This window comes from Pseudomonas veronii (genome assembly GCF_002028325.1).
Classification (GTDB): Bacteria; Pseudomonadota; Gammaproteobacteria; order Pseudomonadales; family Pseudomonadaceae; genus Aquipseudomonas; species Aquipseudomonas veronii.
Window position 1 is genome coordinate 6,138,310 of sequence record NZ_CP018420.1, and the last position, 19,540, is coordinate 6,157,849.

The 19,540-nt window shown below is 63.9% G+C and carries 24 protein-coding genes; 13 read left to right on the forward strand and 11 right to left on the reverse strand.

Annotated elements, in window-relative coordinates:
• Positions 1 to 22: 22 nt before the first annotated feature.
• The 8 genes from PverR02_RS28150 (at position 23) to PverR02_RS28185 (ending at position 7,997) form a co-directional block, all read left to right on the forward strand.
• Positions 23 to 667 carry an NAD(P)H-dependent oxidoreductase gene (locus PverR02_RS28150; RefSeq protein ID WP_046381898.1) on the forward strand — a complete coding sequence of 215 codons (645 nt, stop codon included), beginning with the start codon at positions 23 to 25 and terminating at the stop codon, positions 665 to 667.
• Positions 606 to 977 carry a MerR family transcriptional regulator gene (locus tag PverR02_RS28155; protein WP_079444800.1) on the forward strand — a complete coding sequence of 124 codons (372 nt, stop codon included), beginning with the start codon at positions 606 to 608 and terminating at the stop codon, positions 975 to 977. The genes PverR02_RS28150 and PverR02_RS28155 overlap by 62 nt, the downstream gene beginning before the upstream one ends.
• A gap of 120 nt (positions 978 to 1,097) precedes the next feature.
• Positions 1,098 to 2,066: a Rossmann-fold NAD(P)-binding domain-containing protein gene (locus PverR02_RS28160; RefSeq protein WP_017849567.1), complete on the forward strand. Its 969-nt coding sequence runs from the start codon at positions 1,098 to 1,100 to the stop codon at positions 2,064 to 2,066.
• 58 nt (positions 2,067 to 2,124) lie between these two features.
• Positions 2,125 to 2,736 carry a helix-turn-helix transcriptional regulator gene (locus PverR02_RS28165; protein WP_017849568.1) on the forward strand — a complete coding sequence of 204 codons (612 nt, stop codon included), beginning with the start codon at positions 2,125 to 2,127 and terminating at the stop codon, positions 2,734 to 2,736.
• 99 nt (positions 2,737 to 2,835) lie between these two features.
• A complete protein-coding gene (locus PverR02_RS28170; protein ID WP_003176346.1) occupies positions 2,836 to 3,078 on the forward strand; it encodes an exodeoxyribonuclease VII small subunit in 243 nt (80 codons plus the stop codon).
• On the forward strand, positions 3,075 to 3,962 hold the full coding sequence (ispA, locus tag PverR02_RS28175; protein ID WP_017849569.1) for a (2E,6E)-farnesyl diphosphate synthase: 888 nt from the start codon (positions 3,075 to 3,077) through the stop codon (positions 3,960 to 3,962). Before PverR02_RS28170 ends, ispA begins: the two co-directional genes overlap by 4 nt.
• Before the next feature lie 110 nt (positions 3,963 to 4,072).
• Entirely contained in the window at positions 4,073 to 5,971 is a 1,899-nt protein-coding gene (gene dxs, locus PverR02_RS28180) for a 1-deoxy-D-xylulose-5-phosphate synthase (protein ID WP_017849570.1), read from the forward strand.
• 133 nt (positions 5,972 to 6,104) lie between these two features.
• Complete coding sequence (locus PverR02_RS28185; protein WP_079444801.1) at positions 6,105 to 7,997, forward strand: TonB-dependent receptor domain-containing protein; 1,893 nt, start codon at positions 6,105 to 6,107, stop codon at positions 7,995 to 7,997.
• Positions 7,998 to 8,025: 28 nt separating this feature from the next.
• Here the strand turns inward: PverR02_RS28185 and PverR02_RS28190 are convergent, their stop codons facing one another.
• From PverR02_RS28190 to nrdR, 10 genes are all read right to left on the reverse strand, one after another.
• Positions 8,026 to 8,826 (reverse strand): cobalamin-binding protein, encoded by an 801-nt coding sequence (locus PverR02_RS28190; RefSeq protein WP_046381894.1) that lies wholly within the window; start codon positions 8,824 to 8,826, stop codon positions 8,026 to 8,028.
• Complete coding sequence (locus PverR02_RS28195) at positions 8,823 to 9,242, reverse strand: nuclear fragile X mental retardation-interacting protein 1 (protein ID WP_026140360.1); 420 nt, start codon at positions 9,240 to 9,242, stop codon at positions 8,823 to 8,825. Before PverR02_RS28195 ends, PverR02_RS28190 begins: the two co-directional genes overlap by 4 nt.
• On the reverse strand, positions 9,239 to 9,856 hold the full coding sequence (gene ribA / locus PverR02_RS28200) for a GTP cyclohydrolase II (protein WP_017849574.1): 618 nt from the start codon (positions 9,854 to 9,856) through the stop codon (positions 9,239 to 9,241). The genes PverR02_RS28195 and ribA overlap by 4 nt, the downstream gene beginning before the upstream one ends.
• Positions 9,857 to 9,998: 142 nt before the next feature.
• Positions 9,999 to 10,964 carry a thiamine-phosphate kinase gene (gene thiL / locus PverR02_RS28205; protein WP_079444802.1) on the reverse strand — a complete coding sequence of 322 codons (966 nt, stop codon included), beginning with the start codon at positions 10,962 to 10,964 and terminating at the stop codon, positions 9,999 to 10,001.
• 18 nt (positions 10,965 to 10,982) lie between these two features.
• Complete coding sequence (gene nusB / locus PverR02_RS28210) at positions 10,983 to 11,483, reverse strand: transcription antitermination factor NusB (protein WP_017849576.1); 501 nt, start codon at positions 11,481 to 11,483, stop codon at positions 10,983 to 10,985.
• Positions 11,480 to 11,956 carry a 6,7-dimethyl-8-ribityllumazine synthase gene (ribH, locus tag PverR02_RS28215; RefSeq protein ID WP_017849577.1) on the reverse strand — a complete coding sequence of 159 codons (477 nt, stop codon included), beginning with the start codon at positions 11,954 to 11,956 and terminating at the stop codon, positions 11,480 to 11,482. Before ribH ends, nusB begins: the two co-directional genes overlap by 4 nt.
• Positions 11,957 to 12,044: 88 nt before the next feature.
• Positions 12,045 to 13,136 carry a bifunctional 3,4-dihydroxy-2-butanone-4-phosphate synthase/GTP cyclohydrolase II gene (gene ribBA / locus PverR02_RS28220; RefSeq protein ID WP_046381892.1) on the reverse strand — a complete coding sequence of 364 codons (1,092 nt, stop codon included), beginning with the start codon at positions 13,134 to 13,136 and terminating at the stop codon, positions 12,045 to 12,047.
• Positions 13,137 to 13,151: 15 nt separating this feature from the next.
• Positions 13,152 to 13,829 (reverse strand): riboflavin synthase, encoded by a 678-nt coding sequence (locus PverR02_RS28225; RefSeq protein ID WP_017849579.1) that lies wholly within the window; start codon positions 13,827 to 13,829, stop codon positions 13,152 to 13,154.
• A 47-nt stretch (positions 13,830 to 13,876) separates the two neighbouring features.
• Positions 13,877 to 15,013: a bifunctional diaminohydroxyphosphoribosylaminopyrimidine deaminase/5-amino-6-(5-phosphoribosylamino)uracil reductase RibD gene (gene ribD, locus PverR02_RS28230; RefSeq protein ID WP_046381891.1), complete on the reverse strand. Its 1,137-nt coding sequence runs from the start codon at positions 15,011 to 15,013 to the stop codon at positions 13,877 to 13,879.
• The gene (gene nrdR, locus PverR02_RS28235) at positions 15,010 to 15,474 is read right to left on the reverse strand and encodes a transcriptional regulator NrdR (RefSeq protein ID WP_026140361.1); all 465 of its coding nucleotides are present in this window, start codon (positions 15,472 to 15,474) and stop codon (positions 15,010 to 15,012) included. The genes ribD and nrdR overlap by 4 nt, the downstream gene beginning before the upstream one ends.
• 139 nt (positions 15,475 to 15,613) lie before the next feature.
• Here nrdR and PverR02_RS28240 point away from each other — a divergent pair, with 139 nt between their 5' ends.
• Genes PverR02_RS28240 through trxA form a run of 3 tightly spaced genes read left to right on the forward strand, consistent with a single transcriptional unit; the run spans position 15,614 to position 17,633 of the window.
• Positions 15,614 to 16,069, forward strand: a complete 456-nt coding sequence (locus tag PverR02_RS28240; RefSeq protein WP_017849582.1) for a YbaY family lipoprotein — start codon at positions 15,614 to 15,616, stop codon at positions 16,067 to 16,069.
• The gene (locus tag PverR02_RS28245) at positions 16,066 to 16,728 is read left to right on the forward strand and encodes a class I SAM-dependent methyltransferase (protein WP_079444803.1); all 663 of its coding nucleotides are present in this window, start codon (positions 16,066 to 16,068) and stop codon (positions 16,726 to 16,728) included. Before PverR02_RS28240 ends, PverR02_RS28245 begins: the two co-directional genes overlap by 4 nt.
• A gap of 32 nt (positions 16,729 to 16,760) precedes the next feature.
• Positions 16,761 to 17,633, forward strand: coding sequence for a thioredoxin (gene trxA / locus PverR02_RS28250; protein ID WP_057005478.1), 873 nt, complete (start codon positions 16,761 to 16,763; stop codon positions 17,631 to 17,633).
• Between the two features lie 101 nt (positions 17,634 to 17,734).
• On the opposite strand, the gene PverR02_RS28255 is transcribed toward trxA, so the two are convergent.
• On the reverse strand, positions 17,735 to 18,085 hold the full coding sequence (locus PverR02_RS28255) for a hypothetical protein (protein WP_017849585.1): 351 nt from the start codon (positions 18,083 to 18,085) through the stop codon (positions 17,735 to 17,737).
• Positions 18,086 to 18,217: 132 nt separating this feature from the next.
• On the opposite strand from PverR02_RS28255, the gene PverR02_RS28260 reads away from it, so the two are divergent.
• The gene (locus tag PverR02_RS28260; RefSeq protein WP_079444804.1) at positions 18,218 to 18,823 is read left to right on the forward strand and encodes a DUF2796 domain-containing protein; all 606 of its coding nucleotides are present in this window, start codon (positions 18,218 to 18,220) and stop codon (positions 18,821 to 18,823) included.
• Between the two features lie 6 nt (positions 18,824 to 18,829).
• On the forward strand, positions 18,830 to 19,540 hold the full coding sequence (locus PverR02_RS28265; RefSeq protein ID WP_046381886.1) for an ABC transporter ATP-binding protein: 711 nt from the start codon (positions 18,830 to 18,832) through the stop codon (positions 19,538 to 19,540).

Sequence of the window (19,540 nt, forward strand, 5' to 3'; positions counted from 1 at the left end):
CCCCGTTTCAGGACTCATCCCCATGGCTCAGCGCATTCTGGTCATCCTCGGCCATCCCTCCAGCACCAGTTTCTGTTCGGCACTGGCGGACACCTACATCCAATCGGCCAAAAACGCCGACCATGAAGTACGCGTCCTACGGCTGGGCACGCTGGCTTTCGACCCGGTGCTGCATCACGGTTACACCGACATTCAAGCCCTGGAAGCCGATTTGCTCGGTGCCCAGGCAGATATCCTGTGGGCCACCCATTTGGCGTTTGTCTTGCCGATTTGGTGGGGTGGTATTCCGGCGTTGATGAAGGGCTTTATCGATAGAGTTTTCCTACCCGGCTTCGCCTTCAAGTACCGTGCAGGCAAGGCATTTCCTGACAAGCTGCTGCATGGCCGAACCGCGCACTTGCTGGTGACGCTCGATACGCCGCCATGGTATTACCGCTGGTTCTACCGCATGCCGGGCATTCATCAGATGCGCAAGACGACGCTGGCGTTTTGCGGCATAACGGTGACCAAGACCTTGTTGCTCGGGCCGGTGCTGGGTTCCACGCCCGCGCAACGCGCTCGTTGGCTGACGCGGGCCGGCGGATTATTTGGAAAAGGGCGTTTTCATGTTCATCGGCAAAGCGGCGCAACTGTCGGGCACGACCATCAAGGCGATTCGTCACTATGAAGCGATCGGCCTGCTTCCCAGCCCGCAGAGAGCGGGGCGGTATCGGGTCTATTCGGCGCAGAGTATCGAGCTGCTGATGTTGATCAAGTGTGCTCAACAACTGGGTTTCAAGCTCAAGGAGCTACAGGCCATTTTGCACGGGCACCAGGGCGACGCGCTGCCCTGGGCGCGCGCGAGCCAGGCGATTGCCCGCAAGCAGGAGGAGCTGGCGCTGCAGATGGCGGCACTGCAGAAGATGCAGGCCGGGCTGGTCGAGTTTGACGCGATGCTTAAACACTCAAACCAGAATTGTACGATAAGTACAAATTAGACAATAAATATAAATCAGGTTAGTGTCGCGCTTTCGTCCCGTTGATATTCAGGAGCGCGCCATGACCACACTCTCGGACTTCAAGCTTAAAACCTGCGTTCCCCCGCAGGAGCGTGCGTGATGAGCGCGGTGCCACTGGCGGTTTACGAACTCAGTGCATTGCGCGCCACGTTGTCGCGCCAAGACATGCTGCACGCGGTGGAACAGGCATTGATCAGTCACGCCGACGGCCGCATCGTGGCCCCGCCGCCGGGGGTGTTGTTGTTTGAAAACCCGCCGGGGGACTGTCATATCAAGTCCGGCTACGCGAAAGACGGTTCGGTGTTTGTGGTCAAGCTGGCCATGGGCTTTTATGAGAATCCTTCCCGCGGCCTGGAGACCAATAATGGCCTGGTGCTGGTGTTCGATTCTCACACCGGCAAGACCCGCGCCATCCTCAACGACGAAGGCTGGCTGACCAGTTGCCGCACTGCCGCCGCCGGTGCCTTGGCCGCACGGGCCGGGGCGCCCGCACGGGTGAGCGCGCTAGGCATTCTCGGCAGCGGGCATCAGGCGCAACTGCAGGCGCGCTGGACCTGCGAACTGCTCGGAATCGAGCGTGTGGTGATCTGGGGACGCGCTCCCGAGCGGGCACAACACCTCGCCAACGCACTGCAGCAAGCTGGGTTGAAAGCCCAAGCAGCCGACAGCGTTGAGGCTGTTTTCGCACAGTGCAATCTGGTGATTACCTGCACGCCGTCGACCCAGGCAATCGTACCGGCCGACGTGGTGCGTACAGGCACTCATATTGTCGCCCTGGGCGCAGACAGCCCAGGCAAACAGGAGCTGGACCCGTTGCTGCTGCAAAGGGCACGGGTGCTCATGACCGATGACCGGGCCCAATGCCTGGACCATGGCGAAATGAGCCACGCAGTACGGGCCCATTTGATCAGCGACCAGGCCGACGTTTCCCTCGGCCATGTGCTGGCCGGTAAGGCACGCGGGCGTTTCCGCGACGATGACCTGACCATCGCCGACCTGACCGGCCTGGCCGCTCAGGACATCGCACTGGCGACCCTCGCGGTGCAGCGCATGCAGGCCGTGGACTGACAACTGTTCGGACGCCTGCGTACAATCACCGCTCCTTTTTCCAGTGCCCGGTTAACCCATGGTCGATATCGCATTCATCAAGGCAACCGCCGACGGCATCGCCGCCCTGCTCTATCCGGACCTGGAAGCCGTGGTACACGACCTGCACACCGGGCGTATTGCCCACATCGCCAATGGCTTTTCCCGACGTCAGGTCGGGGATGAATCGCTGATCACTGACCTGGCTGAGTTGGCTGCCGGACCCGACACCGTCGGGCCGTATGAAAAGACCGGGATCAACAGCCGTCAGTTGCGTTCGATCTCCCTCGTCGCCCGTGCCGCCAACGGTGAACCCTGCGCCTTGCTGTGCCTGAACTTCGATGTGACCGCCCTGGCCCAAGTGCAGAAACTGATCAGCGGCTTTGCCGTAGGCCAGCAGTCCCAGGGGCGCCCAGAATCGCTGTTCAGCGGCGATTGGCGGGAAAAACTCAATGAGATCATCGAAACCCTCGCCGCCGAAAATCATTTGAAACCCGCCGATTTCGGCCGTAGCGAAATCATCCAGGTGCTGGTGCAGGCGCGGGAGCACGGCCTGCTGGATGTGCGTAACTTTGTCGACTACGTCGGCGACTACTTCAAGATTTCCCGGGCCAGTGTGTATAACTATTTGCGCGCCGCGGCGGCGCAGTAACAGGCGACCGCGCAATCGGCTCAGTCGCCCCGTTCATTTGCCCCCATCCCCCATGTCTGCTAGTGTCGCGCCGGTTTACCGTCTACCGGAATAGCCGCCATGGCCCGCAAAAAAGTTGCACTCGATTTCGAACAATCCCTCGCCGACCTGCAAACCCTGGTCGAGCGTCTGGAGAACGGCGAGTTGTCGCTGGAAGACTCGCTGACGGCGTTTGAACAAGGCATCGGCCTGACCCGCGACTGCCAGAGCGCGTTGGCGCAGGCAGAGCAGAAGGTCCAGGTGTTGCTCGAACGCGACGGGGAGTTGGCCGAAGAACCTTTCGATGCGGAACAACCCGAATGATCGACGCGTATCAGGCCAGTAGCCAAGCCCGGGTCAATGCGGCGCTGGAGCCCTTGTTTGTTGCGCCAAGCCCGGAAATGAAACGGCTCTACGAGGCCATGCGCTACAGCGTGATGAATGGCGGCAAGCGGGTGCGCCCGTTGCTGGCCTATGCGGCCTGCGAAGCCCTCGGCGCGCCTGCCGAACAGGCCAACGGCGCGGCCTGCGCGGTGGAGTTGATTCACGCCTATTCCCTGGTGCATGACGATTTGCCGGCGATGGACGACGATGACCTGCGTCGCGGCCAGCCGACCACCCATAAAGCCTTTGACGAAGCCTGCGCGATCCTCGCCGGCGATGGCCTGCAAAGCCTGGCGTTCAGCGCATTGCTCGACCCGAGTTTGAGCAGCGTGAATGCCGAGATCCGCTTGCGCATGGTCACCACCCTGGCGGTCGCCGCAGGCCCCGCCGGGATGGTCGGTGGCCAGGCCATCGATCTCGGCTCGGTGGGCCAGAAGCTCGATCAACAGGCCCTCGAACACATGCATCGGCACAAGACCGGCGCCCTGATCGAAGCCGCCGTCCACCTGGGCGCCCTGGCCAGTGGGCGTGCCGAAGCCGCGCAATTGGCGGCCTTGCAGGTCTATTCCGGAGCCATCGGCCTGGCGTTCCAGGTGCAGGACGACATTCTCGACGTAGAAAGTGACACCGCCACCCTGGGCAAACGCCAGGGTGCCGATATCGCACGGGACAAACCGACTTATCCTGCGCTGCTCGGGCTGGATGCCGCCAAGGCCTATGCCCTGGAACTGCGCGACCAGGCCCTGGCCGCCCTGCGACCTTTCGACGCAGCGGCCGAGCCCCTGCGAGACCTGGCGCGGTACATCGTCGAACGTCGTCACTGATAACCGCGGCCATTACAGCCACATATCGGTCAAGTTCGGTGCTCTGCGTGGGCAGTTTGCGATGCTTGAGGTAAACTGCCGCCTCTTCTATACCTATAACGATTCGCCTGATGCCCACGACGTTTCAAGAGATTCCCCGCAAACGCCCGTCCACGCCTCTGCTCGACCGTGCTGTCACGCCGGACGGCCTGCGTCGTCTGGGTGAAGCCGAGCTGGTAACCCTGGCCGATGAATTGCGCCTGGAATTGCTCTACACGGTCGGCCAGACCGGTGGGCATTTCGGTGCCGGCCTGGGCGTCATCGAGCTGACCATCGCGCTGCATTACGTGTTCGACACCCCGGACGACCGGCTGGTGTGGGACGTAGGCCATCAGGCGTATCCGCATAAAATCCTCACCGGCCGTCGCGAGCGCATGAGCACCCTGCGCCAGAAGGACGGCATCGCCGCCTTCCCGCGTCGCTCGGAGAGCGAGTACGACACCTTTGGCGTCGGCCACTCCAGCACCTCGATCAGCGCCGCGCTGGGCATGGCGATCGCCTCGCGTCTGCAGGGCAGCGATCGCAAGGCGATTGCGGTGATCGGTGACGGCGCGCTGACCGCCGGCATGGCCTTCGAGGCGCTGAACCATGCGCCGGAAGTGGACGCCAACATGCTGGTGATCCTCAACGACAACGACATGTCGATCTCGCGCAATGTCGGCGGCCTGTCCAACTACCTGGCGAAGATCCTTTCCAGCCGGACCTACGCCAGCATGCGCGAAGGCAGTAAGAAAGTGCTGTCGCGCTTGCCCGGCGCGTGGGAAATTGCCCGCCGCACCGAAGAATATGCCAAAGGCATGCTGGTGCCCGGCACGCTGTTCGAAGAGCTGGGCTGGAACTACATCGGCCCCATCGACGGCCACGACCTGCCGACCCTGATCGCCACGCTGCGCAACATGCGTGACCTCAAAGGCCCGCAGTTCCTGCACATCGTCACCAAGAAAGGCAAAGGCTTCGCCCCGGCGGAAGTCGACCCGATCGGTTACCACGCGATCACCAAGCTCGACCCCCTGGACGCCCCCGCCGCCGCGCCGAAAAAAGCCAGCGGGCCAAAGTACTCCGGTGTGTTCGGCGAATGGCTGTGCGACATGGCCGCCGCCGACCCGCGCCTGGTGGGAATTACCCCGGCGATGAAGGAAGGTTCCGACCTGGTGGCGTTCAGCGAGCGTTTCCCGCTGCGCTACTTCGACGTCGCCATCGCTGAGCAGCACGCGGTGACATTCGCCGCAGGCATGGCCTGCGAAGGCGCCAAGCCGGTGGTGGCGATCTACTCCACCTTCTTGCAGCGCGCTTATGACCAGTTGGTGCATGACGTCGCGGTGCAGCACCTCGACGTACTGTTCGCCATCGACCGCGCCGGACTGGTCGGCGAAGACGGCCCGACCCACGCCGGCAGCTTCGACCTGTCCTACCTGCGTTGCATCCCCGGCATGCTGGTGATGACGCCGAGCGACGAAAACGAACTGCGCAAGATGCTCAGCACCGGCCACCTCTACAACGGCCCGGCCGCCGTGCGCTACCCGCGCGGCACCGGCCCGAACGCGGTGATCGAAAAAGACCTGGCGCCGATCGAAATCGGCAAGGGCGTTGTGCGACGCCAAGGCAGCAAGACCGCGTTCCTGGTGTTCGGCGTGCAACTGGCCGAAGCGCTGAAAGTCGCCGAGAAGATCGACGCCACCGTGGTCGACATGCGTTTCGTCAAACCGCTGGATGAAGCACTGGTGCGCGAGATCGCCGCCGGCCATGAACTGCTGGTGACGGTCGAAGAAAACGCCATCATGGGCGGTGCCGGTGCGGCGGTCAGCGAGTTCCTGGCGCGCGAGAACATCCTCAAGTCGGTGCTGCACCTGGGCTTGCCGGATGTGTACGTCGAACACGCCAAGCCGGCGCAGATGCTCGCCGAGTGCGGGCTCGACGAGGCGGGTATCGAGGCGTCGGTCCGCGAACGCATGACACTCCTGGGTTTATAACCCCCCGAGACTTCTGCAGGAGCGAGCTTGCTCGCGAAAAACGTCAACGATGACGCGTGCACTCTGTATGCACGCGGCGTCCTCAGGTTTTTCGCGAGCAAGCTCGCTCCTACAAAAAGCTATGGACCGCTCTATGAATCACCTGCGCCTTGCCCTGCCCTTGCTGCTTCTGCCAGCCCCCGACCTGCTCGCCGACACCCGCGACGCCGCGCTGAAACTCCCCGACGTGGTCATCAGCGCCAACCGCCAGGTCCAGGCGCGCAACGACAGCAGCGCCGCCAACACCGTCTTCACCCGCGACGACATCGACCGCCTGCAACCGACCAGCCTGACCGACCTGCTCAGCCGCGTGCCCGGCGTGCAAGTGGCGCCCACCGGCGGCCGTGGCAGTTTGCCGGGCATCTACCTGCGCGGCACCAAGTCCGCGCAAAGCCTGGTGCTGGTGGACGGCCAGCGCATCGCCAACGCCACCTCCGGCGACAGCGGCCTGCAATACCTGAATGTGGACCAGATCGAGCGCGTCGAAGTGCTGCGCGGCTCGCGCTCGGTGATCTACGGCAGCGATGCGATTGGCGGGGTGATCCAGGTGTTTACCCGGCGCAACGCCGAACAGGGCCTGCAACCGCGCCTGCGGTTGGGCTTCGGCAGCCACCAGAGCTGGGAGCGTAGCCTCGGGCTGTCCGGCGGCGACGAACACACGCGCTTCAACCTGGGCGCGAGCCTGGATGAAAGCGCCGGCATCAACTCGACACACACCTCGTTTCCCAGCGATGGCGACCATGATGCCTACCGCAACCAGTCCGTCAGCCTGAACCTCAGCCACAGTTTCAGTGACGCGTTGGAAGCCGGTTTCAACCTGTTGGATAGCCGCGGCAAGTCGGAGTACGACAACAGCTTCGGCCGCTACGACGTCGCCACCGGCCAGAGCGTCGGCCAGAAACCCTACACCGACTACGCCGTGAGCAGCGCCAGCGGCTATGCCGACGCCCGCCTCAGCGAACGCTGGCAATCGCGCCTGGAACTGGGCCACAGCGAGAACCGCGACACCAAGCGCGATACCCTCAGCGATGACTTCAGCGTGTTCAACACCTACCGCGACTCGGTCAACTGGCAGAACGACCTGACCCTGAATGAGCGCAACAGCCTGATCCTCGGCGGCGACTGGTACGAAGACCGCTTCCACGGCTCCACCACCTTCACCGAAAACAGCCGCTGGAACCGCGCCGCGTTTGTGCAGCATCGTTTCCGCAGCGAGTGGTTTTCCACCGAACTGGGCCTGCGCCATGACCAGAACCAACAGTTTGGCAGCCAGAACAGCTGGAGCGGCACCCTCACCGTGCCGATCAACCCCGACAACGATGTGCTGCTCAGCTACAGCGAAGGCTTCCGCGCGCCGACCTTCAATGACCTCTATTACCCGGACACGCAGTACAGCAACCCGAATCTTCAGCCCGAGACGTCGAAGAGTTACGAACTGCAATGGCGCAGCCAGCTCGGCGACCACACGCGCCTGGAAACCTCGCTGTACCGCACCGACTTGAGCGACGCGATCATTCTCGACGGCGGCAAACCGCAGAACGTCGCAGCGGCGCGGATCAATGGTTTTGAAGCCGCGCTCAAGCACGAGCTGTTCGGCTGGCAGGGCAACCTGGGCGTTTCGCTGATCGACCCGCGCGACCGCGACAGCGGCCACACCCTCGCCCGCCGTGCGCGGCGCACCCTGAACCTGGACCTGGATCGGCAATTCGATCAACTCGGCGTCGGTGCGAGCTGGCAGGCGATCAGCAGCAGCTACGACGACGAAGCCAATCGCAATCGCCTGGGCGGTTATGCCTTGCTCGGGCTGCGCAGCAGTTGGGCGCTCAGCCGGGAAGTGGCGCTGTCGCTGAAAGTCGATAACGTGCTGGACAAGACTTACGCTCGGGCACGTTACAGCTATGACGATCCGGCGTTCCTGAACAATCAGGACTATCGGGAAGAAGGTCGGGTGTGGAGGGTTGGCGTGACCTGGACGCCGACGCTCTGATAGAAACGTCGGCGTGCCTGCGATTGCGTCAGCGGTTCGGCGCAATCACCTGACACAACCGCGCCAAGGCTTCCAACATCTGCCCGCTCGGCCGTTCCAGGCCTTTGTCCGGCACCAACAGCAAACGCCCCTGCGCCACCGCCGCCAGCTGCGGCCAGGCTTTCCAGGCATCCAACTGCGGTTGATCCGCCGCCAGAATCACCTCGGGGTTGCGCTGCAGCACCGACTCGACGCTGACCTGCGGCGCAGGCAGCGTGAGGTCGTCGAACACATTGCGCGCGCCGCACACACTCAGCGCATCGCTGATGATCTGCCCACCGCCCACGGTGTACAAAGGCGGGCTCCACACTTGGTAAAACACCCGCAAGGGTTCGGCACGCTGATAGCGCTGGCGCAACCCGGCCAGGCGTTGGCGCAACTGCGCAGACAATTGCCGGCCGGCGTCGGCGCGCCCCAGTTGCTCGGCGATGGCCTGGACCTGCTGGGTCAGTTGTTCGAGGTTATGGGGTTCGGCGACGTAGACCGGGATATTCAGGCGCTGCAACTGTTCACGCTGGGCCGGGCCGATGCTGCCGGGCCAGAGCAGGATCAGGTCGGGCTTGAGGCTGAGCAAGCGCTCGATGTTCAATTGCCCATAGCGCCCGACCGACGCGACCTTCGCCAGCGCCGCTGGCCGCTCGCCGCCATCGAGCACGCCCACCAACAGGTCGGCAGCGCCCAGTTCAACCACGATTTCCGACAGCGACGGCGCCAGGCTGACCACCCGCTCGACCGCCAGGGCCTGGGCAGCGAACGCCAGCAGCAGGAGCGCCAGCCAGCGAGGCTTCATCCCAATTGACGCGGGATGCGGTAGAGGTAAAACAACACCAGGGTCGACAACGCCAGCAGGAACAACGGCACCGCTTCCAGGCCGACGAATACCGCCAGCGCACCGATCCAGGCGGGCACGGAGGCAATCAGCAACGCCGTGCGCCGACGGGCGGCGAGGGTGATCCAGGCCGCCGGCTCTTCTGCGGTATCGAGGGCTTTAGAGGTGGCGATCAACGCATGTTTATAGCCATGAAAATAGCGCAGGCTGAGAAACATCGAGGCCACGCCCGCAATGAAGAACGGCATGGCCAGCACCGGCAACAGCGGTTCGGCCTGAGCGAACACCAGGTTGATCACGAACAATGGCAGCAACGCCAGCGCCAGGTACTGCCACCAATTGAAGGACAGTCGCCGTTTCACCTGGCCTCGAGTCACGCGCGGTCGACCTCGCCCTGGTGTTCGTTGCCCATCATGTGGTCGAGCTTGCTGGCTTTGGTCGCCAGGTAGAGCTTGTTGTGCGGGTTGTGCCCGGTGTGCAGCGGCACGCGCTCGGCGACGGTGATGCCCATCTCGGTCAAGGCTTTGACCTTGCGTGGGTTGTTGGTCATCAAGCGCAGGGATTTCACGCCCAGGTGCTCCAGCATCGGCAGGCAGATGCCGTAATCACGCTGGTCGGCGGCAAAGCCCAGGCGCTCGTTGGCTTCAACGGTGTCGGCGCCGCCGTCCTGCAACTCGTAGGCGCGGATTTTGTTCAGCAGGCCAATGCCACGACCTTCCTGGCGCAAGTACAGCAAGATGCCGCGGCCTTCATGGGCAATGGCGCGCATCGCCGCTTCCAGTTGCGAACCACAGTCGCAGCGCTGGCTGAACAGCGCGTCGCCGGTCAGGCACTCGGAGTGGATGCGGCCCAGTACCGGCGCGCCATCGGCGATATCGCCCAGGCTGAGCACGACGTGCTCGCGCCCATTGGCTTCTTCGAGGAAGCCATGCATGGTGAACATGGCAAAAGGGGTAGGCAGCTTGGAAGCAGCGACGAAAACGACGGGCACCGTGTGCTCCTGATTTCAGATTTCACAGAGGCGGGCATTGTAACAGCACGTTCCTACAGACGCTTAAGCTGAATTATCGTTGATAAAGATCAATCGGCTCGATTGGCCTTCGTCTCGGTTCTATGCAGGTCTGAATGCTGACTCAGGGCGTCTCGCGAAAATGTTGATAACCGCGAACGGCCGGGGTGATGTCGCGCCCGTTCGCGTCGAGCAGCGTCACGCCCTGCCCCGCCTCGACCCGGCCGATCACATGCACCGGCCAGCCGCCCGCCAGCAATGGTGCCAGCGCGGCCGGTGGCAGGGTGAACACCAACACATAGTCGTCGCCGCCACTCAAGGCCGCCACCCGCGCCGCGTCATCGCCGACAAACGCGAGCAAGGCCTTGGATAACGGCAGTCGCTGGCGCTCGACCAGCAGGCTGACAGCCGATGCCTTGGCGATATGCCCACAATCGGCCAGGAGCCCGTCGGAAATATCCATTGCAGACGTCGCCTTGCCCCGAAGGGCAACGCCCAGGGCCAACTGCGGTTGCGGCGACCAGTAATGCGCCAGCAGCGGGTCGGCGATGCCGGCCTCGGCGCTGCGCTGGCCCAGCACCAACGGCAGCGCTCCCGCTGCGTTGCCCAATTCCCCGCCCACACACAGCAAGTCACCCGGCCGCGCACCGCTGCGGGTCAACGCTTGCCCGGCCGGCACACGGCCGAACACGGTCATGGTCAGGCTCAGCGGCCCGCGCGTGGTGTCGCCGCCGACCAGGCCCACGCGGCAGCTCTGCGCCATGGCGTTCAAACCCTGGGCATAGCGTTGCAGCCAATCGGCATCGACGGTGGGTGTTGTGAGGGCCAGGGTAAACGCGATGGGGTCGGCGCCCATGGCGGCCAGATCGCTCACCGCCACGGCCAGCGAGCGCTGGCCGAGCAGGAACGGATCACAGGGGTCGGCGAAATGCACGCCAGCCACCAAGGTATCGGTGGAGATTGCCAACTGCTCCCCGGCGGGGAGCGCCAGCAAGGCGCAGTCATCGCCGATCCCCAGGGCAATGCCCTCGCCGCCCTGCGCACAAGGCGCGGCGGCGAAGTATTTGCGGATCAGCTCAAACTCGCCCATCGGGAACTCAAGCGCGGATCAGCGCTTGTGTTCCTTCACTTCGGCTTCGCGCAGGCGCGGGGCCAGCTTGTCGAGCACGCCGTTGACGAACTTGTGACCGTCGGTCGAACCGTAGACTTTCGCCAGTTCGATACCTTCGTTGATCACCACGCGGTACGGCACGTCGACGCGCTTGAGCAGTTCCCAGGTGGACAGGCGCAGTACGGCCAGTTCAACCGGGTCCAGCTCGTCGAGGGTCAGGTCCAGGCACGGTGCCAGCGCGATGTCGATCTCGGTCTTATTGGCCGGGACGCCGTGCAGGATGTCGTGGAAGTAGCTGGCATCGACGTCGCTGAAATCGTTGTCGACGCGAAATTGCGCTTCGATTTCGTTCAGCGAGGTTTTCGCCATGTGCCACTGATACAGCGCCTGGGTCGCAAGCTGACGCGCTTCGCGACGCTTGACGCTCTTGGACGGCTTGCCGGCGTCGGCTGGGCGTGGGTCGCGCGGGTTGAAACGATCGCTCTCGTCGGAAATCACTTGGCCTCCAACTGCGCCAGCAGGCTGACCATTTCCAGGGCGGACAGGGCAGCTTCAGCACCTTTGTTACCGGCCTTGGTGCCGGAACGTTCGATGGCTTGTTCGATCGAATCCACGGTCAGCACGCCGAATGCAACCGGTACGCCGAACTCCATGGACACCTGGGCCAGGCCCTTGGTGCATTCGCCAGCCACGTATTCGAAGTGCGGCGTACCGCCACGAATGACCGCGCCCAGGGCGACGATCGCCGCGTATTCACCCCGTTGCGCAACTTTTTGCGCAACCAGTGGAATTTCGAAGGCGCCAGGGGCACGGATGATGGTGATGTCGCTCTCGCTCACACCGTGGCGAACCAGGGCGTCCACGGCACCGCTTACCAGGCTTTCAACCACGAAGCTGTTGAAGCGGCCAACCACCAGGGCGTAGCGGCCTTTGGGGGCGATGAAGGTACCTTCGATGGTCTTCAGGGTCATTCGACAAATCTCTTAAAGAGCCGGGACGCGAAAAGTGCGTCCCTCAGTGATGATTTAACCGCGAACAAGGGGCGAAAATCGCCAGCCTTTATTCGGAGGGCACGTATTCTACAACTTCCAGGTCGAAACCGGATATCGCATTAAATTTCATCGGTGCGCTCATCAGGCGCATTTTGCGCACGCCGAGGTCGCGCAGGATCTGCGAACCGGCGCCGACGATGCTGTAGGTGGTCGGCGTTTTGACCTGGGTTTGCTCGGCGGACTCACGAATATGCGCGAGCAAGACGTCGCCATCCACCGGGTTGCCCAACAGCAACACCACCCCGCTGCCGGCCTCGGACACCGCGGCCATCGCGGCGCGCAGGCTCCAGCGCCCGGGTTGCTTGACCATCAACAGGTCGCGCAGCGGGTCCATGTTATGCACGCGCACCAGGGTCGGTTCGTCGGCGCAGATGGTGCCCAGGGTCAGCGCCATGTGAACGTCGCCTTCCACCGAATCACGGTAGGTCACCAGGTTGAATTGGCCCAGTTCGCTGTCCAGCGGCTGCTCGGCAATCCGCTGAACGGTACGTTCGTGGATCATCCGGTAGTGAATCAGGTCGGCAATCGTGCCGATCTTGAGGTTGTGTTGGGCGGCAAAGGTTTCGAGTTCGCTACGACGGGCCATGGTGCCGTCGTCGTTCATCACTTCGCAGATCACCCCGCTCGGCTCGAAACCGGCCATGCGCGCCAGGTCGCAGGCGGCTTCGGTGTGGCCGGCGCGGGCCAGGGTGCCGCCCGGCTGGGCCATCAGCGGGAAGATGTGGCCCGGGCTGACGATGTCTTCGGCCTTGGCGTCTTTCGCGGCGGCCGCTTGCACGGTGCGCGCACGGTCGGCGGCGGAGATCCCGGTGGTCACGCCGGTGGTGGCCTCGATCGATACGGTGAACTTGGTGCCGAACCCGGAACCGTTGCGCGGCGCCATCAGCGGCAGCTTGAGCAACTCGCAGCGTTCGCGGCTCATGGGCATGCAGATCAACCCACGGGCATGCTTGGCCATGAAGTTGATGTGCTCCGGCTTGCACGCCTCGGCGGCCATGATGATGTCGCCTTCGTTCTCACGGTCTTCGTCATCCATCAGGATGACCATCTTGCCTTGGCGGATATCTTCAACCAGTTCTTCGATGCTATTGAGCGCCACAGGGCACCCCCTTGGTCAGGATTTCAGGTAGCCGTTAGCGGCCAGAAAACTTTCGGTGATGTTACTGGCAGGCTTTTGTCGAGAGTCAGACTCTGCGGCCTTATCGCCCATAAGCAGGCGCTCCAGGTAACGGGCAAGCAAGTCGACTTCCAGGTTCACCCGGCGACCTGGCTGGTACGACGCCATGATGGTTTCGCTCAGGGTGTGGGGAATGATGGTCAGTGCGAATTCGGCGCCATCCACGGCGTTCACGGTCAGGCTGGTGCCATCGACGGTGATCGAGCCTTTGTGGGCGATGTATTTGGCCAACTCCTTGGGCGCGCGGATGCGGAACTCCACGGCGCGGGCGTTTTCGCTGCGCGCCACTACTTCGCCGACGCCGTCGACATGGCCGCTGACCAGATGACCGCCCAGGCGCGTGGTCGGGGTCAGGGCTTTTTCCAGGTTGACCGGGCTGCCGGCCTTGAGGTCGCTCATCGCCGTGCAGTCCAGGGTTTCCCGGCTGACATCGGCGGCAAAGCCGTTGCCCGGCAAGTCGACGACGGTCAGGCACACGCCGCTGACGGCGATGCTGTCGCCCAGCTTGACGTCGCCCAGGTCGAGCTTGCCGGTGTCAACCAGCAGGCGCACGTCGCCGCCCTTGGGGGTCATGGCACGGATGCTGCCGATGGATTCGATAATGCCGGTGAACATGGCCTTCTCCTGGAAAACGGTGCGGGCGTTTGAGCGCCCGGTCAGAATTATACGCTCGCTGCTGGCACAGGGATGGCAGTGACTCGCCAGTCATCGCCCACAGCGCGCATTTCAGTGATCTTGAGTTGGGGCGCGTCGGCCAGTTTCTCAAGCGGCCAGTCCAGCAAAGGCCGGGCTGCGGAGCCGAGGAACTTGCCGGCGACGAAAATCACGTATTCGTCCACCAGGCCCTGCTGGGCGAACGCGCCCGCCAGGCTTGGCCCGGCTTCCACCAGCACGTCGTTGACGCCACGGGCCGCCAACGCCACCAGCGCCGAGCGCAGGTCGACCTGGCCATCGACACCGGGCACCACCAGGCACTCGGGGCCACGGGGGAACTGGTTTTCCGCAGTGACACAGGTGATGACCAGCGCCGGGCCGGCCTTGAAGAACGGCGCATTGAGCGGCACCCGCAGGCGGCCGTCGATCAATACGCGCAGCGGCGGACGCGACATGGCCAGCGCGGTGGTTTCTGCGTCCAGGCCGAGTTCGGCGGCGCGCACGGTCAGGCGCGCACCATCGGCCAGCACGGTGTCGGCGCCGGTCAGCACTACGCTGGCCTCGGCGCGCAGGCGCTGCACGGCGGCGCGGGCGGCGGGGCCGGTGATCCATTGGCTCTCGCCGCTGGCCATCGCGGTGCGGCCGTCCAGGCTCATCGCCAGCTTGACCCGCACAAACGGCAGGCCGTGTTCCATGCGCTTGAGGAAACCTTTATTGAGCGCCCGCGCTTCCACTTCGAGCACACCGCTGCGCACTTCGATGCCGGCCTGGGCCAAGCGCTGCATACCGCGCCCGGCGACGTCCGGGTTGGGGTCCTGCATCGCCGCGACCACCCGCGCCACCCCGGCACTCACCAGCGCATCGGCGCACGGCGGGGTATGGCCGTAATGGCTGCAGGGTTCCAGGGTGACGTAGGCCGTGGCGCCACGGGCTTTGTCAGCGGCCGCGCGCAAGGCATGCACTTCTGCATGGGGCTCGCCGGTACGTACATGCCAACCTTCGCCGACGATCTGCCCATCGCGCACAATCACGCAACCCACACGCGGGTTGGGATGGGTGGTGTACAGGCCGTTGCGCGCCAGTTCGAGGGCGCGGGCCATGTAATGGGCGTCGAGGATGGCCTGTTCAGCAGACGGTGGGTTCATTTTTTGATCGGCTCACGGGCCAGGCGGTCGATCTCTTCGCGGAACTCATTGAGGTCCTGGAAACGTCGATACACCGAAGCGAAACGGATATAGGCGACTTCGTCGAGCTTTTGCAGCTCGCCCATCACCAGCTCTCCAACCACCAGGGACTTGACCTCGCGCTCGCCGGTCGCGCGCAACTTGTGCTTGATATGCGCCAGCGCCGCCTCCAGCCGCTCGACACTCACCGGGCGTTTTTCCAGGGCGCGCTGCATACCGGCGCGCAATTTGTCTTCGTCGAAAGGCTGGCGGCTGCCGTCGGATTTGATCAGGCGCGGCAATACCAGTTCGGCGGTTTCGAAGGTGGTGAAACGTTCACCGCAGGCCAGGCATTCGCGCCGGCGACGCACTTGATCGCCCTCGGCGACCAGACGCGAGTCAATGACCTTGGTGTCGTTGGCACCGCAGAAGGGACAGTGCATGGTGGCAGGCAACAAAAAAAGGGAGGGCCATGGTAGCGCATCCCCGTGGCAAGACAAGCCATAGCCTTTACGGTATATAGGCTGACGATTATGTTTCCTGTTTTTTAAGCCACGGATTTTGTCCTTTCTGGAGCCGTACATGCAGTTACGACCACTCGTTTTACTCACCTTGTTCGGTTTTCTGGTCGCCTGCAGCAGCGAAGCCCCAAAACCTTCGACGCCGCAGCCTCAGCCGGCGCAAGAGAAAAAAGTCCCCGGCATCGAAGACCTCGGCCCGCTGCCGGCCTACCAGCGTGAGATCAACGGCAGCCTGACCAACGTGCCCGCCGGCGCCGAAGTCGAAATGGCGCTGTTGGTGATCGACGACCGCAGCCGCCCGCAACAACTGCTCGCCAGCAGCGTGCTGAGCGGCAACGGCAAGCCCCTGGCCTTCCGCCTGCGCTTCAGCCCCGACGCGTTCCCGGCCGGTGCGCGGGTCGAACTGCGCGGGCGCGCCAGCCAGTCCGGCCAACTGATCCTGCACCTGCCCGCGGTACGCATCACCCAGGCCATCACCCAGACCACCGGCCCCCTGCAACTCGTCAAGGCACCATGACGCCACCGCTCGACCTGCAACGGGCGCTGAGCGCCCTGATCGGCGACGCACAGCTGGTGCCCTGCCCGTTGCCGGGCACCGACCTGGCGTTGTGGCTGCTCGACGCCGACAACATGGACCGCGCCTTCAGCCCCGAAGAAACCCGGCGCATCCTGCATGAGCCGCCCTACTGGAGTTTTTGCTGGGCCAGCGGCCTGGCACTCGCACGCTACCTGGCGGCGAACCCGGAATGGGTCGCGGGCAAGCGCGTGCTGGATTTCGGCGCCGGCTCCGGCGTCGCCGGGATTGCCGCCGCCAAGGTCGGCGCGCTGGAAGTGGTGGCCTGCGACCTGGACCCACTGGCATTGGCGTCCTGCCGTGCGAATGCCGAACTCAACGGGGTTGAACTGGGCTATTCGGCGGATTTTTTCGCCGAGGCCGACCGCTTCGACCTGATCCTGGTGGCCGACGTGCTCTACGACCGCGCCAACCTGCCGCTGCTCGACCAATTCCTCACGCGCGGGCGTGAAGCACTGGTGGCGGACTCGCGGGTGCGGGACTTTCAGCATCCGGATTATCAGCGCCTGGCGATACTCGATGCCCTGACATTGCCGGACTTGGCCGAGCCTTGGGAGTTTCGCAAAGTGAGCCTGTACCATTCGCGGCGCCAGCCCTTATAGTTGCCCCATTCCCGCTTTATTCGAGACGCCCCATGAGTGAGCCCACGCCGTATATCTTCGACGCCACCACCGCCACGTTCGACCAGGCGGTGATCCAGAACTCCTTCGAAAAGCCCGTACTCGTGGACTTCTGGGCCGAGTGGTGCGCGCCGTGCAAGGCGTTGATGCCGATGCTGGCGAAGATCGCCGAGAGTTATCAGGGCCAATTGCTGCTGGCCAAGGTCGATTGCGAGGCCGAGCAGGACATCGTTGCGCGCTTTGGTATTCGCAACCTGCCGACGGTGGTGCTGTTCAAGGACGGCCAACCGGTGGACGGGTTTGCCGGGGCGCAGCCGGAGTCGGCGGTACGGGCGATGCTCGAACCTCACGTGCAGATGCCGCCGCCGGCTGCGGCGGACCCGCTGGAGCAGGCTCAGGCGCTGTTTGCCGAGGGCCGTATCAGTGAAGCCGAAGCCGTGCTGGTCGCGCTGCTGGGCGAAGACAACAGCAACGCCGGCGCGCTGATTCTGTACGCGCGCTGCCTGGCCGAACGCGGTGAATTGGGCGAAGCCCAGGCCGTTCTCGACGCCGTCAAGAGCGACGAGCACAAGGCCGCCCTCGCTGGCGCCAAGGCGCAAATCACCTTCCTGCGCCAGGCCGCCGACCTGCCCGACCCCGCCGACCTGAAAAGCCGCCTGGCGCAAAACCCGCAGGACGACGAAGCGGCCTATCAGTTGGCCATTCAGCAACTGGCGCGCCAGCAGTACGATGCCGCGCTGGAAGGCTTGCTCAAACTGTTCATCCGCAACCGCAGCTACAGCGAAGGCTTGCCGCACAAGACCTTGCTGCAGGTGTTCGAACTGCTGGGCAACGATCACCCGCTGGTGACCGCGTACCGCCGCAAGCTGTTCGCCGCGCTGTACTAATCGCCCTGTAGGAGCGAGCTTGCTCGCGAAAAACTCAAGGACACCGCATTCATTCAGGATGGGCGCGTTGTGGTTGACGCTCTTCGCAAGCAAGCTCGCTCCTACAACGGGTCAATCCAGGTATAGAGCGGCGTATCACCGCCGCTGCTGACCTTGACCTGGCCGCTATGGCGCAGGCGCACCAGCAGGCGCTTGCCCGCTGCGGCGTCGCCGGCCAGTCCTTCCAGTTGATCGAGCAATTCCAGCCCGTTGAGCTGGCCGGCGGCGCGCAACAGGTCCTGGGCGTTCTGCCACAGGTCATCGTTCTGCTTGACCGCAACGGCCGGCGCAGCGGTGGCGCTGGCCACCGGCGTCGTCTGCAACTGCGCGCGCAGGCGTGCCCAATCAGCGTCATCCAGCTCCAGGGTCAAGTCCACCGGCAGGTCGCCGACAGTTCCACGAATCCGCAACATCGTCCCTACTCCTGCATTTTTTCCGACGGGCATGCTCCCATGCGGCTTGCGCAACGCCAAGCGGACGGTCAAACTCTCGACACTATTGTTATAAGATCACATAACATAAATTTCATGTTCTGGAGCTTCCCCATGCGCCGTCTGCTGCTTGCTTTGCCGTTTGCCCTGCTGCCACTGGCTATCGCCCACGCCGCTGACGAGCATGATCATGAGCATGCCAGCCTGGGAGCCCATGAACACGGGGTCGGCCGTCTCAACGCGGTGCTCGACGGCCAGGCCCTGGAGCTTGAGCTGGACAGCCCGGCGATGAACCTGGTGGGGTTCGAACACCCGGCCACCAGCGCCACCGACAAAGCCAAGGTCGCCGCCGTGCGCAAACAGCTGGAAAACCCAGCCGCCCTGTTCAACCTGCCCAAGGCCGCCGGTTGCGTGGTCAGCACCCAGGAACTCAACAGCCCGCTGTTCGGCGACAAGCCCGAAGCCGAGCATGATGACGACGATGACGACCACGCCACCGCCGACAAAGACGCGGCCGCCCACGAGCACCATCACGACCACAGCGAAATCCACGCCCACTACCAGTTCACCTGCGCCACGCCGACGGCCTTGAGCAACCTCGACCTGAGCCAGGTGTTCAAGACCTTCCCCGCCACCCAGAAAATTCAGGTACAACTGATCGGCCCGAGCGGCCAGCAAGGTGTGGAAGCGACGGTCACAGCAGCCACCCTGAAGTTCTGAGTAGCCATGAGCCACGCATTGATCGAACTGTCCGACCTGGGCTTCAACTGGCCCGGACACCCGCCGTTGCTGGACATCCCCGCGTTCCGCCTGGAACCGGGGGAGACCCTGTTTCTCAAGGGCCCCAGCGGCAGTGGCAAGACCACCCTGCTCGGCCTGCTGGGCGGCGTGCAGACACCCGGCCGGGGTAGCATCCGTCTGCTCGGCCAGGAACTGACCGAACTCTCGGCCAGTGCCCGCGACCGTTTTCGCGTCGACCACACCGGCTACATCTTCCAGCAGTTCAACCTGCTGCCGTTCCTGTCGGTGCGCGAAAACGTCGAGTTGCCGTGCCACTTTTCCAAGCTGCGCGCGCAGCGGGCCAAGCAGCGCCACGGCAGTGTCGACCAGGCCGCCGCGGCGTTGCTGGCGCACCTGGGGTTGAAGGACAGCGCCCTGCTGGAGCGCCGCGCCGACTCGCTGTCGATCGGCCAGCAACAACGGGTGGCCGCCGCCCGTGCGCTGATCGGCCAGCCGGAGCTGGTGATCGCCGACGAGCCCACCTCGGCGCTGGACTACGACGCCCGCGAAGCCTTCCTGCAACTGTTGTTCGCCGAATGCCGCGAGGCCGGCGCCAGCCTGTTGTTTGTCAGCCATGACCAGAGCCTGGCCCCGCTGTTCGACCGTCACCTGTCGCTGGCCGAACTCAATCGCGCCGCCACGCCCGCAGAGGTTTGA

Bases quoted from the DNA above. Each gene is read 5' to 3' on its own strand.
- PverR02_RS28150 (WP_046381898.1), top strand. From the start codon at position 23: ATGGCTCAGCGCATTCTGGTCATCCTCGGCCATCCCTCCAGCACCAGT.
- PverR02_RS28155 (WP_079444800.1), top strand. From the start codon at position 606: ATGTTCATCGGCAAAGCGGCGCAACTGTCGGGCACGACCATCAAGGCG.
- PverR02_RS28160 (WP_017849567.1), top strand. From the start codon at position 1,098: ATGAGCGCGGTGCCACTGGCGGTTTACGAACTCAGTGCATTGCGCGCC.
- PverR02_RS28165 (WP_017849568.1), top strand. From the start codon at position 2,125: ATGGTCGATATCGCATTCATCAAGGCAACCGCCGACGGCATCGCCGCC.
- PverR02_RS28170 (WP_003176346.1), top strand. From the start codon at position 2,836: ATGGCCCGCAAAAAAGTTGCACTCGATTTCGAACAATCCCTCGCCGAC.
- ispA (WP_017849569.1), top strand. From the start codon at position 3,075: ATGATCGACGCGTATCAGGCCAGTAGCCAAGCCCGGGTCAATGCGGCG.
- dxs (WP_017849570.1), top strand. From the start codon at position 4,073: ATGCCCACGACGTTTCAAGAGATTCCCCGCAAACGCCCGTCCACGCCT.
- PverR02_RS28185 (WP_079444801.1), top strand. From the start codon at position 6,105: ATGAATCACCTGCGCCTTGCCCTGCCCTTGCTGCTTCTGCCAGCCCCC.
- PverR02_RS28190 (WP_046381894.1), bottom strand. From the start codon at position 8,826: ATGAAGCCTCGCTGGCTGGCGCTCCTGCTGCTGGCGTTCGCTGCCCAG.
- thiL (WP_079444802.1), bottom strand. From the start codon at position 10,964: ATGGGCGAGTTTGAGCTGATCCGCAAATACTTCGCCGCCGCGCCTTGT.
- ribH (WP_017849577.1), bottom strand. From the start codon at position 11,956: ATGACCCTGAAGACCATCGAAGGTACCTTCATCGCCCCCAAAGGCCGC.
- PverR02_RS28225 (WP_017849579.1), bottom strand. From the start codon at position 13,829: ATGTTCACCGGCATTATCGAATCCATCGGCAGCATCCGTGCCATGACC.
- ribD (WP_046381891.1), bottom strand. From the start codon at position 15,013: ATGAACCCACCGTCTGCTGAACAGGCCATCCTCGACGCCCATTACATG.
- nrdR (WP_026140361.1), bottom strand. From the start codon at position 15,474: ATGCACTGTCCCTTCTGCGGTGCCAACGACACCAAGGTCATTGACTCG.
- PverR02_RS28240 (WP_017849582.1), top strand. From the start codon at position 15,614: ATGCAGTTACGACCACTCGTTTTACTCACCTTGTTCGGTTTTCTGGTC.
- PverR02_RS28245 (WP_079444803.1), top strand. From the start codon at position 16,066: ATGACGCCACCGCTCGACCTGCAACGGGCGCTGAGCGCCCTGATCGGC.
- trxA (WP_057005478.1), top strand. From the start codon at position 16,761: ATGAGTGAGCCCACGCCGTATATCTTCGACGCCACCACCGCCACGTTC.
- PverR02_RS28255 (WP_017849585.1), bottom strand. From the start codon at position 18,085: ATGTTGCGGATTCGTGGAACTGTCGGCGACCTGCCGGTGGACTTGACC.
- PverR02_RS28260 (WP_079444804.1), top strand. From the start codon at position 18,218: ATGCGCCGTCTGCTGCTTGCTTTGCCGTTTGCCCTGCTGCCACTGGCT.
- PverR02_RS28265 (WP_046381886.1), top strand. From the start codon at position 18,830: ATGAGCCACGCATTGATCGAACTGTCCGACCTGGGCTTCAACTGGCCC.